This is a genomic window from Bacillus tuaregi, assembly GCF_900104575.1.
Taxonomy (GTDB): domain Bacteria; phylum Bacillota; class Bacilli; order Bacillales; family Cytobacillaceae; genus Bacillus_BD; species Bacillus_BD tuaregi.
This window is the reverse complement of record NZ_LT629731.1, coordinates 365,552-379,447: the sequence shown is the minus strand read 5'-3', so window position 1 is coordinate 379,447 and position 13,896 is coordinate 365,552. Positions and strand designations below refer to the sequence as shown.

The following is a 13,896-nucleotide window of genomic DNA, read 5'->3' as shown; positions in this document are numbered from 1 at the left end:
CTGAATAATAAGTTGAGTCGTTACAATCTGGGACAAGGGGATATGTCTCCCTTGTTCCATGTTCCACTTAGGAGGGAATCACTATGTCAGCTGATATTAAAACTACGCATACTTTCCATGCTTCGCGTGAACTTGTGTTTAAAGCATTAACGGATGCAGAACATGTGAAGAATTGGTGGGGGCCAAAAGGGTGGATATTTGAGGTTTCTAAGGCAGATTTCAGTCCGGGAGGTATTTTTCTGTACAGCCAGAAGCCGGTTGACGGCGAACCTATGTGGGTGAAATTTGTGTACAAGGAATTGCTGGCACCCGAGAAGATTGTCTACAGTAGCTTCTTTTCAGATGAAGCGGGTAACCCTGTCCGGGCACCCTTTGACGCACATTATCCTCTGGAAATCTTGAATACCATGACGCTAACTGAAGTCGCTGGAAAAACAACCCTGACCATGATGGTAACTCCCGTATCTCCGACGGAGGAAGAATGGAGGGCCTTCGAGGCTACAAAGGAGATGGCACAGGGAGGATATAAAGGAACCTTTGTTCAATTAGATGAGTACCTAGAAAAGATGGAGGCTTAACTTCATTCAGCCGGGGTTTGAACCCCCACTGAAGCGAAGGACGATTTGCATTCATCCCCCACTTGTAGAAGTGGAGGACTTCTGTACCTGTCGCAAGCTTTCGGTACAAAAAGCATTTGCTGAATGAAGTGAATATAGCCTGAACAAAAAACACCGATGACACACGGTGTTTTTTGTTTATGAACTGCACCTCCATTGTAAGACAGCTAGACAGAGAGACCTGTCCCCGTGTCCCATATAGTAATTATCCAATAATGATTCTCTCTTTTGGATAGTGGTAGTTTACTTCTTGATCTCCACGATTAAATAAGAAAATAAATGATAGGATTCCGATTCTTCCAATGAACATAAGTAAAATGATGACGACTTTCCCCCATGTACTTAATTCAGGAGTTATGCCCATTGATAAACCTGTAGTTCCGAATGCAGAGCTTACTTCAAACAATATTTCCATCGTGCTAAATGGCTCAGTTGCCGAGAGGATAATACTTGCCGTAAAGCAAATGATTACAGCAAGGAACCCTACCACAACGGACTTTCTAATATCGTCTTCATGAATTTCACGTCTAAACACCTTAATATGTTTATGACCCTTTGCAAATGAGTAAAGTAATAAAACATTAACAGCAAGGGTAGTAGTCCTGACACCTCCACCTACAGAACTTGGAGAAGCACCAATAAACATTAAAAAGCAAAGAATCCATAAGGTAGGTTCTGAAAATTGACTAACATCCATCGTAGCTAATCCACCGTTCCTTGTTGAAGAGGATTGAAAAAATGCATAAAAAAAGGATTCGTGCCAGCTTTTTTTTTCAAAAAAGTGATTTGCCTCAAATAATAAAATAAATATGGTTCCAAGTATCATCAATAAAAAGAAAGTGATGGTTGTCAACTTGGTATATAAAGAAAAATGGGTGGCTTTGTTTTTGTTTCTATTTAGAAAATAATCCTTTAATTCAATCAGAACCGGAAACCCAATTGCTCCTAAAGTTAATAAAATTATGTTAATGGATTGAACAAAATAATCATGAGCAAATGGTACAAGTGAGTTACCTGTAATATCGAACCCTGCATTAGTAGTTGCACTAACTGAGGCAAATAATCCTTGTAGATAGGCTTCTTGCCATGTTGGAAAATAGGTAAGAAAATAGGTGCCTAAGATAAGGGTTCCAACCAATTCTATCAGAACAATAATTATTAATATTTGTCTCATCAGTCTGACTAGGCCAGATAAATCTGATTGATTTTGATCAGTCATAATTAATTGTCTTTCCTTAAGACCAATCTTCTTTCTCATTACTAACCATAAAAAGGTCCCCAATGTCATGATTCCGATTCCGCCAAACTGAAGGATAAAAAGTAAGATGAATATACCCGTTGTACTAAACGTATCTACTACTGATACAACAGACAAGCCGGTTACACTTATTGCGCTTACGGCTGTAAACAAAACATCTAGAAAAGTCCAATCCACACCCGGCTTTAGTGCAATAGGCAAACTAAGCAAACAAACTGAAATGAACACAGCAATTAAATAAAAAGAAACAATAATTTGTGCTGGTTTTAAACGATTCCTTTTGAAAATGTATAACAAGAGAAAGAACTCCTTATGTAATCAGATAGCGTTTATTATAAACCTATTTTATGTAATTCTCCAGATTAGCGGGACAAAGGATCTGTCCCTCTGTCCCATCAATAAATGCTACGACGCCTGAAACCAATAATGCCTACCCATGTGAGTGCTGCCGCTATCACTGTTAAGACAATCAGTGGCAGGATGGAAAGTTCTTGGATGGGAATACTGTAATGGGCGTAGGCGAAGGGCGTCCATTGCAGTGTGGACCAGCCGACGATTCCGACCTCCCATAGCATCTCGATGAAGATAAACACGCCCAATATCAGCCAATTGAGAACGAATGATATTCGGGGCAACCAGCCGTATAACAATGCAGCTATGCCGATGATTGTCCAGACGGAAGGAATTTTCGTAAGACTCATGCCTAACACGCGTGGGAAGTGACTAAACTCTCCCGCCGCAATGCTCCATCCCAGGCCGGAAGCCAAACCGATGACAAAAAGGATTAATGCGCTGCCCGCGAAGGCAACCGTCAAATAGCTTCCCATCCATTTGACCCGGCTCACAGGTCTTGTCAATACCAGCTCGGCATAATGCGCCTTTTCCTCCTGCCGCAGTCGTTGAACCGTCGTGATGGCAAAGACAGATAAACCGCCCATTAGTCCCAATATGTAGATTAGAATGGCCATGAACCCCTCCTGATTCCCTAACTTTACTATCGCAGCTGCCCATTCGGTATCCATTTGGGAGAATGCAGAACGGATAGCATTCGATATATTAGGTGTAGCCACCCCTATACTTACTCCAAGCCAAACCATACTCATTGTCCAGAAAAAGATACTGCCTTTTTGCTGGCTCCAGGCCAAGCCCACTGGAGAGTTCAAACGAGTGGATGCCACAGCTGAACCTTCCTTGTGCGAGATAAGTCCCGCACCCATATCACGTCGAACAATCAGCCTATAGGAAATCAGCATCAGCAAGCTAGAAGACACGATAAAAACCAATAATGGCCAAGCATGGTTCTCCCCAAAGGGAATGGTAAGACGGAACCACGCTTCAGGGGCAAGCCAAGCCCAATAGGTAGACCCACCTCCCATATTATTTAGAACCATAGCAACCATCGTGAACATATATACACCAAATACACTCCCTCTTGCATTGCCGCTGTGCCCAAAAATCTGCGCACACAATCCGCCAATCCCCGCAAACATCCATCCGGAGGTGGCAAGCGTCAACCCGGCCAGAACGGAACCGCTCCCTGCGAAGCCGTTGCCCATTAAGATTGCAACCGTTAAGATGCCCGCCAAAAGACTTCCCCCACATGAAAGAATCAGTGCCGCCGATAGATTGGCGTATCTTCCTACCGGTCTGCCAAGAATCCATTCATTTCTTCCTGATGCTTCCTCCGTGCGAGTATGCCGAATCACCGTAAACGCCGCTCCGAACATTACGGCAATGGAAGCCTGTAGCAAGCCCCGCCACATGATGGCGCCTTCTATGCTTAGCGGAACAATTGGTCCCAGAATAGCAGTGGTAAGAGGACTTGCAGACAGTTCTGTGATAAACGCCTGCCAATCCGGCATTTCTTTTACAAAAGACATCTGTCCGGCAAGCAACAACGAGGGAAGTAATATCCATATAGGCAGAATGATTCTGTCTCTTCGCAGATAAAGCTTAAGCAGCTTACCCATACATGCAAAATATTTTCCTTTCATGTTAGTTCAGCTCCTTTCCCCCAAGTGTATCTCCGTAGTGACGCATGAACAGTTCTTCTAGTGTGGGCGGCTCTGCCGTAAGCGACTGAATCCCCATTGGCGCAAGCTCATTCATAACCGCGTCCATGGCATGGGCGTCCACCGAAAAACGCCACTTGTCATTCTTTCGTGATACATCATGAACCCCTTGCAGTTGTCTCAAGTTTACGGGTTTTGCAAGCTTCACGGTTACGGTTGTGCGTGTCAAATGTCGCAGTTCCTCAAGTGTGCCGGATTCAACCATTTTTCCCTGCCGGATAATCCCCACCCTGTCGCAGAGCGCCTCTACCTCTGCAAGAATATGGCTGGACAGAAAAACCGTCTTCCCCTGCTTCTTTACCTCTGAGACACATTCCTGAAAAACCTGCTCCATTAACGGATCAAGACCGCTCGTAGGCTCATCTAAAATCAACAGCTCGGCATCGGAAGCAAAGGCCGAGACCAGCGCAACCTTTTGACGATTTCCTTTTGAATAACCCCGGCATTTCTTCCTTGGATCAAGCTGAAACCTTTCCAATAGTTGCTTGCGGCGAGTAGGATTGACTTTGCCGTGCAAGCTCCCTAGGAAATCAATCACCTCACCACCGGTTAAGTTGGGCCACAAGGTCACATCTCCCGGCACATAGACAAGCCTCTGATGAAGAGCGACAGCATCCTTCCAAGGGTCGCCACCCAGCAGCTTTGCCTCTCCACCACTTTTACGTAGCATCCCTAAAAGAATTCGGATCGTTGTCGATTTTCCTGCTCCGTTGGGGCCGATGAATCCATACACCTCGCCTTGTTTTACCGTCAAATCAACTCCGCGTAAAGCCTCCTGCTTGCCGAAGGACTTCGTAAGGTTTAATGTTTCAATTGCATTCATCCTAATACCCTCCAATCATTTATAATAAGTTTTTCGCAGCTCATCCAGATATCCGTCAAACTCCGTACGGATTTTTTCAAAATCAAACTCCAAGGTATCCGAACTCTTAAATTGCTCCAGGATTTGCCCTGCGTATCCACCTACCGCCCAGAATATCAATTGCTTAGCTTTTTCCATATCCAACTCGCTGCGGAAGCGTGATGTATCTATATCTCCATAAAATCGTTCAAAGCTGCTGGCTTCGACCCTTTTTCGCCTTTTTTCCAAGTCATCCTTCACCACTTTGGAATCGGTAAAAACCGCCACCTTTATAAAATCAAAAATCCATGGATACTTTTGCATGACTTGAATTTTAAGCAGGCATGTTTCCCGCAGCCGTTCGAAAATATCCTTTTCGTGCACATTAACCCGATCAAAATATTCTCTCTCCAGAATCTCCAAACAATAGTCGTAGAGAAAAAGAAAGAAGTCCTTTTTATTATTAACATAGTGGAACATCAAAGGCTTTGATATGCCTGACTCCTTGGCCATCACATTGGTTGACGCGTCATCAAAGCCTTTGCTGGCAAACTCCTTGAGAGCCGCATTTAAAATCACATTCCGTCTGTTAGGTTCCAAATTCAAGAATTTAGAGAACATATAAATCTCCTTCTTTATAAAAATATTTGCTTTGTTTACCTAATAGGTAAATCCACTATTATCATACATCTGTTTACCTATTAGGTCAACATTCGGACCTGTCCCTCTGTCCCAACTATATTACTTTGACAGATAGAGTAATCCGAGGTATGATTACTCTGACAGATAGAGTAAATGAACTGTAAGGAAGTGTCAATTTGATTAGAAGTGATATTATTCGAGGACATTTAGACTCAATTATTTTACGTTTGCTCTTAGAAAAGGACCGATATGGTTATGAAATATCAAAGGAAATTAGTACGCGAACAGATAACCGATTTCAAATAAAAGAAGCCACTTTATATGCAGTGTTTCAAAGACTGGAGAAAAAGGATCTAATTGAATCGTATATGGGCAGTGTTTCAAAAGGCCGTCAGCGAAAATACTATAGAATTACCATGCTTGGGAAAGCCTTTCTTAGAGAAACATTTGAGGAATGGAAGGAAACGAAGGAAATTATCGATTTATTCATGGAGGGATTAAAATGAAACCATTAAAGCAACATGTCAACGAATTATTTAAGGATATCCCGGATAGTGAGAAAAAAAGCACTCTCATGCAGGAGGTTTTGCAAAACCTGGAAGAAAAGGTTTGGGACTTAATCGAACAAGGAAAAGAAGAAGAAGATGCGATTAATAAAGCCATCGTTGATTTTGGAGATATAGAAGATTTGAAAAAAGAGTTGGACGTGGAGGTCATCCAGTCAAGCAAGCGGGATTTCACCAAGTATAACCTGCAGTATTCCATCTGGGGCAGCATCTTGATTGTTTCCCTCTTTATTTTTATTAATTTTTACTATTCGCCTGATGTGATTTGGTTTGTTTATCCCACATTTGCTGTGTTATGGTGGCCGCTAACGATGTACTTCAAATGGGTAAAAAGAAAACAGGGGTGAGTTCAGTGAAAAAATATCATGTTGAATTTCTATTATCGGGAACGGTTATGACGATTTTATTTCTAATCGTTGTCAATTTCTTAACAAGCACGGAGCATCTTTGGGCTTTGTATCCTGCCTTTTCACTATTAATCTCTGCGGTTGGGATTTACTGTATCTATAAAAAGAAATATCTCCTCCTTTCTTTTCTATGCAGCTTGTTGACGCTCCTATTTCTGATCATAATGAACGTCCTAAATACACCGGAATATCCGTGGGTTTTATATACCATCGCCCCCATCATCCTGTGGCCGATTCTTGTATCGGTAGGGAAATACGCCGGGACGCTGCTTATCGCATTACTTGGCTCGACGGGCATTATTTTATATTACTTAATCCTAAATCTATTTTTGGCACCTGGCTATCCATGGGTTATTTTCCCTGCCTTCGTCGTTTTATGGTGGCCGCTTGTCATTTATCATGTGAAAAGAAAAACATATTTCAACTTCTCGCTGCAGGCAAGCTTGTTTATTAGTCTATTTTTTATTCTATTAAATATTATCTCTACACCCGATACGATTTGGGCTGTCTATCCCATCTTTGCTGTGATTTGGTGGCCGTTAAGTATGTATTATTTTGTGCATAAAAGAAAAATCGATTCGTGAGTTCAATAATTCTTGCGGGGAGAATTTGATTGCAGGATGAGATGATTTTTCAAAGATGGGAGGGGTCCGAACTGGAAGTATTTATTGTGCTTACCGATACAGGGACGCTTTTTACAAAATTGATCAGACTTTTTACAAGACAGCCGCTAAACCATGCATCCATTTCTTTTACAAAAGAGTTAGACACAACCTATAGCTTCGGGAGGAAAAGGCCGAATAATCCCTTTATCGGGGGCTTTGTAAAAGAAGATATGCATGGCAAGCTATTCAAAAATGCTGCTTGTGCCATCTACAGCTGCTCGGTTTCGGAGTGTGAATATCAGCAGATGCGACAGTTAGTAGAGCAAATCGAGCAGCACCAAAAAAAGTACAAATATAATTTCATCGGATTATTCGGGGTATTAATCAATAAAAAACTCCGTACAAGAAAAGCATTCTTTTGTTCTGAATTTGTTGCAACGATATTAAATGCCGGCGGAATATCCATTAATAGAAAACCATGCAGCCTGATCAAGCCAAATGACTTTAGAGAATGCCAGGAGTTTCAGCTACTCTTCCAAGGCAAACTAAAAAAATACCCCGAATTGCGCTGGGACAGAGGGACAGGTTCATTATCCCACCTAGTCTTGGAGGGACAATGAACCTGTCCCTCCCTGCTTACCACAAACCCTGATTATGCTCTTCTACGTATCCAATATCAATCGTTTTAGGGACAGATAAACAAGTCCCTTATCCCATTACCCCTGAATCCTTCGCACATACTGATTCTCCCCCTCGTCTTTCACAACGATTCCTAGCTCATTCAAATCTAGTTTGAAATTTTTGGCTTTTTTCTTATCGCCATCCCTGATTGCGTTCCGGCGTTCATATAAAATGGCATGGGCTTTCTCTCCCACTGTATGATTCTCTAAAGTCCAAAGCTTGAACTCATCTGCATATGGGTCCTGTTCACACCAGGGGTATTGATGATATTGGAGCATTTCTCGTATGCTTTCCTGCTTGATGTCGGTCCTTTCACTCAAAAGCTCTTGCCCTTTATGGCCCGTCATGACGATGGTTTGGCCTTCCATAAAGATTGCTTTTACCTCCGACTTTCCAATCCTTTTTTCTTTATCATCTTTATTGATCAGGATTTCTTGGTCACTGATGCTCATTTTTAGCGCTTCACTGTAGACGGTGAGTGATAATAAAACACCGATCACGACACCTGCGATCATTAAAATAATCGACACCCAAAAAGGGTTAAAGGATTCTAAAAGCTGAATGACCTTTGCATCGGAAACGAACGGGATTTTTTTTACCAAATCCAACAACTTCGGAAGAAACCAGCCTATCGTTCCTAAAACAATCGGAAATAATAGGGCAACTAATTTTTCCATAAAACTCAAACCAATTGTAGATGTATGTTTCATCGAGCTTGTACCTCCAGCTACTTGACGATTTTTGTTATAATTCGCGTTAAATCTTCCTTATATTTCTCAAAGCTAAAGGAATTCTTATGCTTCAGCATGCTCTCCTCGATTGCCCCTTGAATCAGGACGCAAAGCATATCAGCATCATATTCATTCGAAAATTCTTGTCGCTGTTGTCCCTCTACTAAAATCTCTTTGAGCATGGCCGCCAATGGATCATTCTCCTCGTCATCATCCACTTTATAGAAAGGAACCCCTTCTTCATTTTTCGCGTTAAAAATAATTTCTATTAATGCGATATTATTCTTATAGTTTGCTACTTGGTAAGCCAAACTAGCTTCAATATAGGCTTCTAGCTGTGACATGGGCGTTTCCGCTTGCACAACCTTGCCACTAATGAAGGCCAGTTTTTTGTTGAGTAAATAGAGCAAGGTTTGATTGATTAAATCCATTTTTCCGGAAAAATGATAGGAAATTAACCCTGTACTCACCTTTGCCCTTTTTGCAACCTTGGTTAAACTGACATCGGTATAGCCGAGCTCATCAAGCGTATCAATGCAGGCCTGAATAATCTGCTCTCTACGTGCTTCCGCAATAAAAGATTGTTTATTTTCCATCCGAATCTCCGCCTTAAATAGTTTGGTTGATTACTCAATTAAAAAATTGGTCGTTCAATCAGTTTTATTTTCTCATAGAAGATCGATGTCTGTCAATGGGACCTGTCCCCCGTCCAAAAAAATTGAAACCTTCCACCGGTTTGATGTATCTAATAGATAGAAGGGCATGAAAGGAGCGCGTATAGTGAATGAGACTAGGGAAGTGAAGAAGGCGATTAAGGGAAATCGGTCCTCGTTTGAGCGTCTGATTCTTGAGTATAAATGGATGATGTACCGGGTTGCTCGGACGGTGCTTTCTCGTGATGAGGATTGTGCGGATGCGATGCAGGAGGCCATTCTGAAGGCCTTTCAAAGCATTCATACGCTGAGGGAGCCGCGCTATTTTAAGACCTGGCTGGTCCGGATTCTTCTTAATGAATGCCACCAGCTGATTCGAAAGCACAGGAATCTCCTTTCCATCGACGAGCTGGCGGAACCGTCATCAAACGAAAGTGGCTATGAAAAAATTGAGGTTGAGCAATTACTCGACATGCTTCCGGCTGCGGAGAAGCAGCTGCTGATGCTCTATTATATAGAGGATTTATCGATTCATGATTTAGCTCTTATTTTAGACATACCTGAAAATACTGTGAAGACAAGATTACGGCGGGCCCGCGAGAAAATGCAAAAAATATTGGCCAAGGATAAGGAGGTTCAGACATGGAAAACTGGGAAAAGCAACTAAAGAATGACGTCAACCGCTCATTGCCAAGCATGATTGATACACGTGTCGAGGAAACGCTGAAGAGGCTACCAGGGAAAAAGCCGAAGCGGAGGTTTTTTTACGGACTAACCGCTGCCGCTGCGGCACTTATATTGACATTCGGCCTATCGTTCTTCTCGCCTACCTTTGCCAACTCCCTGAAGGACATCCCTGTCATTGGCTCCGCGATTGAATTTGTGGGCGATATTGGGATGAAAAAAGGCAAAGAAAAAGGCTTAACGACCGTGATGGGGGAACAGGTGGAGATCGACGGGCAGCTGATTACCTTTACGGAAACGCTGTATGACGGTGGTGAAATCCATATTGGCTACCTGATGCAGGCCCCTGAGAAGGCTCAAAACGATCATTTTATGAACAATCTTGAGCTCTTCATTGATGGCAAGCCGATTGGCGGCTATGGTATGGGCGGAAGGGAATCGGAGATTGAAAAGGGCATGTATGCCGGGACAATCAGCGTCAGTGTTCGCGATGACATCCCCGATTCGTTTGTTCTTGGGATTCGCCCGCGCGAAGGGAAAGCCTGGTCTGTCGAGCTGCCTGTTGAACGAAAAGGAAATCACGAGTCCTACCTGGTGCAAAAGGTCGAGCAGCAGAAGGATTTAACGATTTTATATGATCAAATCACCTTCTTCCCGACTTCAACTGAAATCGCGCTTCGCTTATTAATCGATGAGAAGGCGTTCCATTCGAATAAATATATGATGCTAGATTATCAGGTCATCGATGACAAGGGTCGAGTGCTGCAGCCATTCAGCGGCGGGGGTGGCGGCGGCGGACCTGTCGATGGGAAGGTGCTGCAAAGCTTTAAGCAATATTATGAGCCATTGGAGGAGCAGCCGAAATCATTGACCATCAAGCCTTATTTGATCGATATGAATGAGGCCGCACCTGAGCTCGAGAGGCGTCAATGGCAGGGTGAGAAAATGACCCTTTCGCAAGGGGAAATCGGTCACTTGACCATTTTGGAAGTAACGGAGGAGGATGGCGTTACGACGATTACCTATCAGGTTGAGGGTGAGGATTTATACAGCCAGTCAACCGCTATTTGGCTCGAGGATTCAGCTGGTACCCGCTATCACTTCGATCAGCCAGCGGTGCGTGTTGACGGGACGGTTAATCAATACCAGGTTTCCTTTGCGGAAGTACCTTCTTTCGAGGAGCTGTATATTGTCACAGTGGCGATGAGTCCGCCGGAGTTTCTGGAGGAGCTAGAGGTGACGATTGAGCTAGAGGAATAGTTGGGACACAGGGACAGGTCCGTTATCCAAAAGGGAAATAATTGAAGATTATACGAAGTAAGCCCTATCTCATAGATCAGAGAGATAGGGCTATTTTTATAAAAAAAACAGGGACAAACCTGTCCCCGTTAACCTCTGTTCTAAATATGATTGTTTACCACAAATTCCAAATTCTGAAAATGAGGTTTCACGACGAAATCTTTGGCACCTATTTTTAAGGAATCGATGATTAAGTGTTTTTGACCTAATGAAGAACACATAATCACCTTTGCGTTTGCATCGAGTTTCATAATTTCTTTAAGGGTGTTGATTCCATTTTGTTTTGGCATGACAATGTCCATGAATACAATATCTGGTGCATTCAATTTATACATTTCAACAGCCTTATATCCGTTGTCTGCTTCTACAAAATCAAAATGCTTGAACTCACTAAGTAGTTTTTTAGCCACGTTCTCATAAAGCGAGAATCGTCAGCAATCAGAATTCTTTTCATAATTTAATACCTTTTCACTATAGATTTAGGCAAATAGGATAGGTAAAAAAATAATTTCAGGTTTGAGCCTGGCAACCCGGCTACCATGACAAAAAAGCTTTGTTTTAGGTCCGTGGCTTTGCGTCTTTTACTTTCTTAAAATTTGCCTATATAACTATAATAATTATTTATCTAAATTTGTCTATACATGTCGAAAAATACATAAAAAATTTCTATGTATTTAGAGGCGAGTCTGGCCATGGGGACAGGTCCGTTGTCCCAGAATAAAAGCTCATAGACAGGGGAGGATAAAACCATAAAGAGGTGATTGATATGGCTAATAGGATGAAACAAGAGGATATTGAAACATTAAGAGAGTTGATTCAAGATGTAGAGACGGCCATGTTCACGACGGCTACTGAAGATGGGCTTGTTTCTCGTCCCATGAAAACACAGGAAGTAGAGTTTGATGGAGACTTATGGTTTTTTACTAAAAAAGCGACGAATAAATATGAGGAAATCTTACATAATCAAGAGGTGAATGTTGCCTATGTAGGTAAATCCTATGTTTCCGTCCGTGGAAAAGCGGAAATCGTTGAAGATTTAAACAAGAAAAAAGAATTGTGGAGCAAGGTTTACGAGAAAGTGATGCAAACCTCTTATGATGATCCTAATATTATCTTGATAAAGGTACATGTGGAAGCAGCCGAATATTGGGAATCAGGAAATCTTATCAAGAATATCGCCTTTTACTATAAACGTATGACAGGGCAAAATGCTCAATCAATAGATATTAATGAAACGATTGAATTCAATCATTAACCACTTATCAAGGTTGTCTCGTTAGAGGACAACCTATGTAAGTGACAGCAGGATAGATTCGAAGGTTGGTTGAATCGGATTATTCGTTTTGATAGCAAGTCTCATATGTATTTTTCAGCAATAGACTTTTGCAAGCCAAACCATTTTCGTGATAGATCTCTTTACCGATTTCTAATTGGATGCTTCTATTCGAATGGGGGTCATCCGGTTCGTCGTTTTGAATGGACAATGTGTCCTCATCGAGCCATTCCATAGAAAAATCACTTTTGGCATCACTATAGTATACAGTTTGTACTTTATTCTTCTTATAATTGCTTGTGATTTCAACCCATACATTCACGCCGCCTGCTGCCCCACCATATAGTTCATAATAAGCATTTGCTGTATATTCTTCAGTAGGCGAGGTAACAGGTCCAGGTCCCTTTTGGGTGAAATCCCGATTAATTTTATTAAAGGTAAAAAAGTACATCACATACAAATAGATGGAAGATACTAGAACAACCCCCGACAAAGCTGCAATCAGCCATTTTTTGGGAAAAGTATTCTTTTTCATAAAAAAAAGGATAAGGTTAGCCGCTAAAATCAAAAATACTAAAATAGTAATGAAAGAAATGATGACTCCCAATAAAATGAAAATGATACTCCCTCCTATCTTGCAATACTATCTTCTCAAATAACATTTCTCCAAGTAAATCGGTCTTTGGGTAAAAAAGGTATTCATTCAAAAGGCGGGACAGGATGGATAACCCAACATTCACTGTTAGGAGAGTGAGACGAATTAGATTGAACAGCACGGACCAGAGTTCAAAATGACAAACGTCCCTACCTGTTGTAGGAACGTCACGGATCATAGACATTTACTTTTCTGAAAAAATAAGTTCTTTGGAATTCTGCCTAAGATGAATTATTCTTTTTTCCAGCGTTGTAGTGTAGGTAATAAAGCGGTCATTTCTTTCCTTGCCTTTTCTTCGCCCATTGCTTCTCCTAGAATCGGTACAAGCATTTCAATCATCTCTTCCAGAGAAAGATTAGGGTGAAGGAATTTTCCGTCCTTATAGCAATTTGTACAGTAAATGCTTTTCCTTCCATCGGGCTCTTTTGCAATAAAATGAGCGTGTTCTTCATTAAAAGGTAAGCCACAGCTTTGACACATTGGTATGTTTGTCATTTTTTCCATTCCTTTCGTATGGGGACAATTGACAGGTCCCTTGTCCCTCTAAATATTCCCATTCAAAAACAATAGCAAATAACTTCCTGCACAAAGGAAAATGGCCACTTGCGTGATGATGTAAATCGTACGTTCAGATTTGGTGAGCTTTCGTTCGCGTTTCATTTTTTTAAAGTGCCGATAATAATAGATGGAGCACAAGAGTAGTAGGATGGCGGTCACTTGGAATATGTTTTCTAATAGGTTGACCAAGGAATCATCTCCTCCTATTTGCTGATTTTTCCTCGAAAAAAGGTTAGATCGCGCTCAAGCCAAGATAAATCAATACTGATACCAAAAATCAAATTCGCCCGTCGAATTTGCGTCCGGATTTTTATCGAGCTCGCTCGATAAACAACCTTTAAAAAATCCGTGACA

The 13,896-nt window shown here is 41.8% G+C and carries 17 protein-coding genes and 1 riboswitch; of the genes, 8 read left to right on the top strand and 9 right to left on the bottom strand.

The window, feature by feature from the left end; translation table 11 throughout:
* Window positions 1–83 precede the first annotated feature (83 nt).
* Window positions 84–578, top strand: a complete 495-nt coding sequence (locus BQ5321_RS04270) for an SRPBCC family protein (RefSeq protein WP_071393360.1) — start codon at window positions 84–86, stop codon at window positions 576–578.
* A 244-nt stretch (window positions 579–822) separates the two neighbouring features.
* Here BQ5321_RS04270 and BQ5321_RS04265 read toward each other — a convergent pair whose 3' ends face one another.
* From BQ5321_RS04265 to BQ5321_RS04250, 4 genes are all read right to left on the bottom strand, one after another.
* Window positions 823–2,172 (bottom strand): TrkH family potassium uptake protein, encoded by a 1,350-nt coding sequence (locus BQ5321_RS04265; RefSeq protein ID WP_071393359.1) that lies wholly within the window; start codon window positions 2,170–2,172, stop codon window positions 823–825.
* Window positions 2,173–2,270: 98 nt separating this feature from the next.
* Complete coding sequence (locus tag BQ5321_RS04260) at window positions 2,271–3,869, bottom strand: ABC transporter permease (protein WP_071393358.1); 1,599 nt, start codon at window positions 3,867–3,869, stop codon at window positions 2,271–2,273.
* 1 nt (window position 3,870) lies between these two features.
* On the bottom strand, window positions 3,871–4,770 hold the full coding sequence (locus tag BQ5321_RS04255) for an ABC transporter ATP-binding protein (RefSeq protein WP_071393357.1): 900 nt from the start codon (window positions 4,768–4,770) through the stop codon (window positions 3,871–3,873).
* 15 nt (window positions 4,771–4,785) lie between these two features.
* Window positions 4,786–5,367, bottom strand: a complete 582-nt coding sequence (locus tag BQ5321_RS04250) for a TetR/AcrR family transcriptional regulator (RefSeq protein ID WP_200798708.1) — start codon at window positions 5,365–5,367, stop codon at window positions 4,786–4,788.
* Window positions 5,368–5,606: 239 nt separating this feature from the next.
* Here BQ5321_RS04250 and BQ5321_RS04245 point away from each other — a divergent pair, with 239 nt between their 5' ends.
* From BQ5321_RS04245 to BQ5321_RS04230, 4 genes are read left to right on the top strand one after another with little or no spacing between them, the layout of a single operon-like run.
* On the top strand, window positions 5,607–5,936 hold the full coding sequence (locus BQ5321_RS04245) for a PadR family transcriptional regulator (protein WP_071393355.1): 330 nt from the start codon (window positions 5,607–5,609) through the stop codon (window positions 5,934–5,936).
* On the top strand, window positions 5,933–6,343 hold the full coding sequence (locus tag BQ5321_RS04240) for a permease prefix domain 1-containing protein (protein ID WP_071393354.1): 411 nt from the start codon (window positions 5,933–5,935) through the stop codon (window positions 6,341–6,343). The genes BQ5321_RS04245 and BQ5321_RS04240 overlap by 4 nt, the downstream gene beginning before the upstream one ends.
* Before the next feature lie 5 nt (window positions 6,344–6,348).
* A complete protein-coding gene (locus tag BQ5321_RS04235; protein ID WP_084786633.1) occupies window positions 6,349–6,987 on the top strand; it encodes a hypothetical protein in 639 nt (212 codons plus the stop codon).
* A 29-nt stretch (window positions 6,988–7,016) separates the two neighbouring features.
* A complete protein-coding gene (locus tag BQ5321_RS04230) occupies window positions 7,017–7,628 on the top strand; it encodes a hypothetical protein (RefSeq protein WP_234978353.1) in 612 nt (203 codons plus the stop codon).
* A 96-nt stretch (window positions 7,629–7,724) separates the two neighbouring features.
* Here BQ5321_RS04230 and BQ5321_RS04225 read toward each other — a convergent pair whose 3' ends face one another.
* Both BQ5321_RS04225 and BQ5321_RS04220 read right to left on the bottom strand, forming a co-directional pair.
* The gene (locus BQ5321_RS04225; RefSeq protein WP_071393353.1) at window positions 7,725–8,399 is read right to left on the bottom strand and encodes a YqeB family protein; all 675 of its coding nucleotides are present in this window, start codon (window positions 8,397–8,399) and stop codon (window positions 7,725–7,727) included.
* Window positions 8,400–8,416: 17 nt separating this feature from the next.
* Complete coding sequence (locus BQ5321_RS04220; protein WP_071393352.1) at window positions 8,417–9,016, bottom strand: TetR/AcrR family transcriptional regulator; 600 nt, start codon at window positions 9,014–9,016, stop codon at window positions 8,417–8,419.
* 184 nt (window positions 9,017–9,200) lie between these two features.
* Between BQ5321_RS04220 and BQ5321_RS04215 the strand changes: the two genes are divergently transcribed.
* Both BQ5321_RS04215 and BQ5321_RS04210 read left to right on the top strand, forming a co-directional pair.
* Window positions 9,201–9,740 carry a sigma-70 family RNA polymerase sigma factor gene (locus BQ5321_RS04215; RefSeq protein WP_084786632.1) on the top strand — a complete coding sequence of 180 codons (540 nt, stop codon included), beginning with the start codon at window positions 9,201–9,203 and terminating at the stop codon, window positions 9,738–9,740.
* On the top strand, window positions 9,716–11,017 hold the full coding sequence (locus BQ5321_RS04210) for a DUF4179 domain-containing protein (RefSeq protein WP_071393350.1): 1,302 nt from the start codon (window positions 9,716–9,718) through the stop codon (window positions 11,015–11,017). The genes BQ5321_RS04215 and BQ5321_RS04210 overlap by 25 nt, the downstream gene beginning before the upstream one ends.
* A gap of 140 nt (window positions 11,018–11,157) precedes the next feature.
* On the opposite strand, the gene BQ5321_RS04205 is transcribed toward BQ5321_RS04210, so the two are convergent.
* A complete protein-coding gene (locus tag BQ5321_RS04205) occupies window positions 11,158–11,466 on the bottom strand; it encodes a response regulator (protein ID WP_315970077.1) in 309 nt (102 codons plus the stop codon).
* A gap of 111 nt (window positions 11,467–11,577) precedes the next feature.
* Window positions 11,578–11,667: riboswitch (cyclic di-GMP riboswitch) on the bottom strand.
* A gap of 155 nt (window positions 11,668–11,822) precedes the next feature.
* Between BQ5321_RS04205 and BQ5321_RS04200 the strand changes: the two genes are divergently transcribed.
* The gene (locus BQ5321_RS04200) at window positions 11,823–12,311 is read left to right on the top strand and encodes a pyridoxamine 5'-phosphate oxidase family protein (RefSeq protein ID WP_071393349.1); all 489 of its coding nucleotides are present in this window, start codon (window positions 11,823–11,825) and stop codon (window positions 12,309–12,311) included.
* Between the two features lie 79 nt (window positions 12,312–12,390).
* Here BQ5321_RS04200 and BQ5321_RS04195 read toward each other — a convergent pair whose 3' ends face one another.
* Window positions 12,391–12,822, bottom strand: coding sequence for a DUF5412 family protein (locus BQ5321_RS04195; RefSeq protein ID WP_234978352.1), 432 nt, complete (start codon window positions 12,820–12,822; stop codon window positions 12,391–12,393).
* Window positions 12,823–13,215: 393 nt separating this feature from the next.
* Window positions 13,216–13,479: a zinc ribbon domain-containing protein gene (locus BQ5321_RS04190; protein WP_071393347.1), complete on the bottom strand. Its 264-nt coding sequence runs from the start codon at window positions 13,477–13,479 to the stop codon at window positions 13,216–13,218.
* Window positions 13,480–13,896 lie beyond the last annotated feature (417 nt).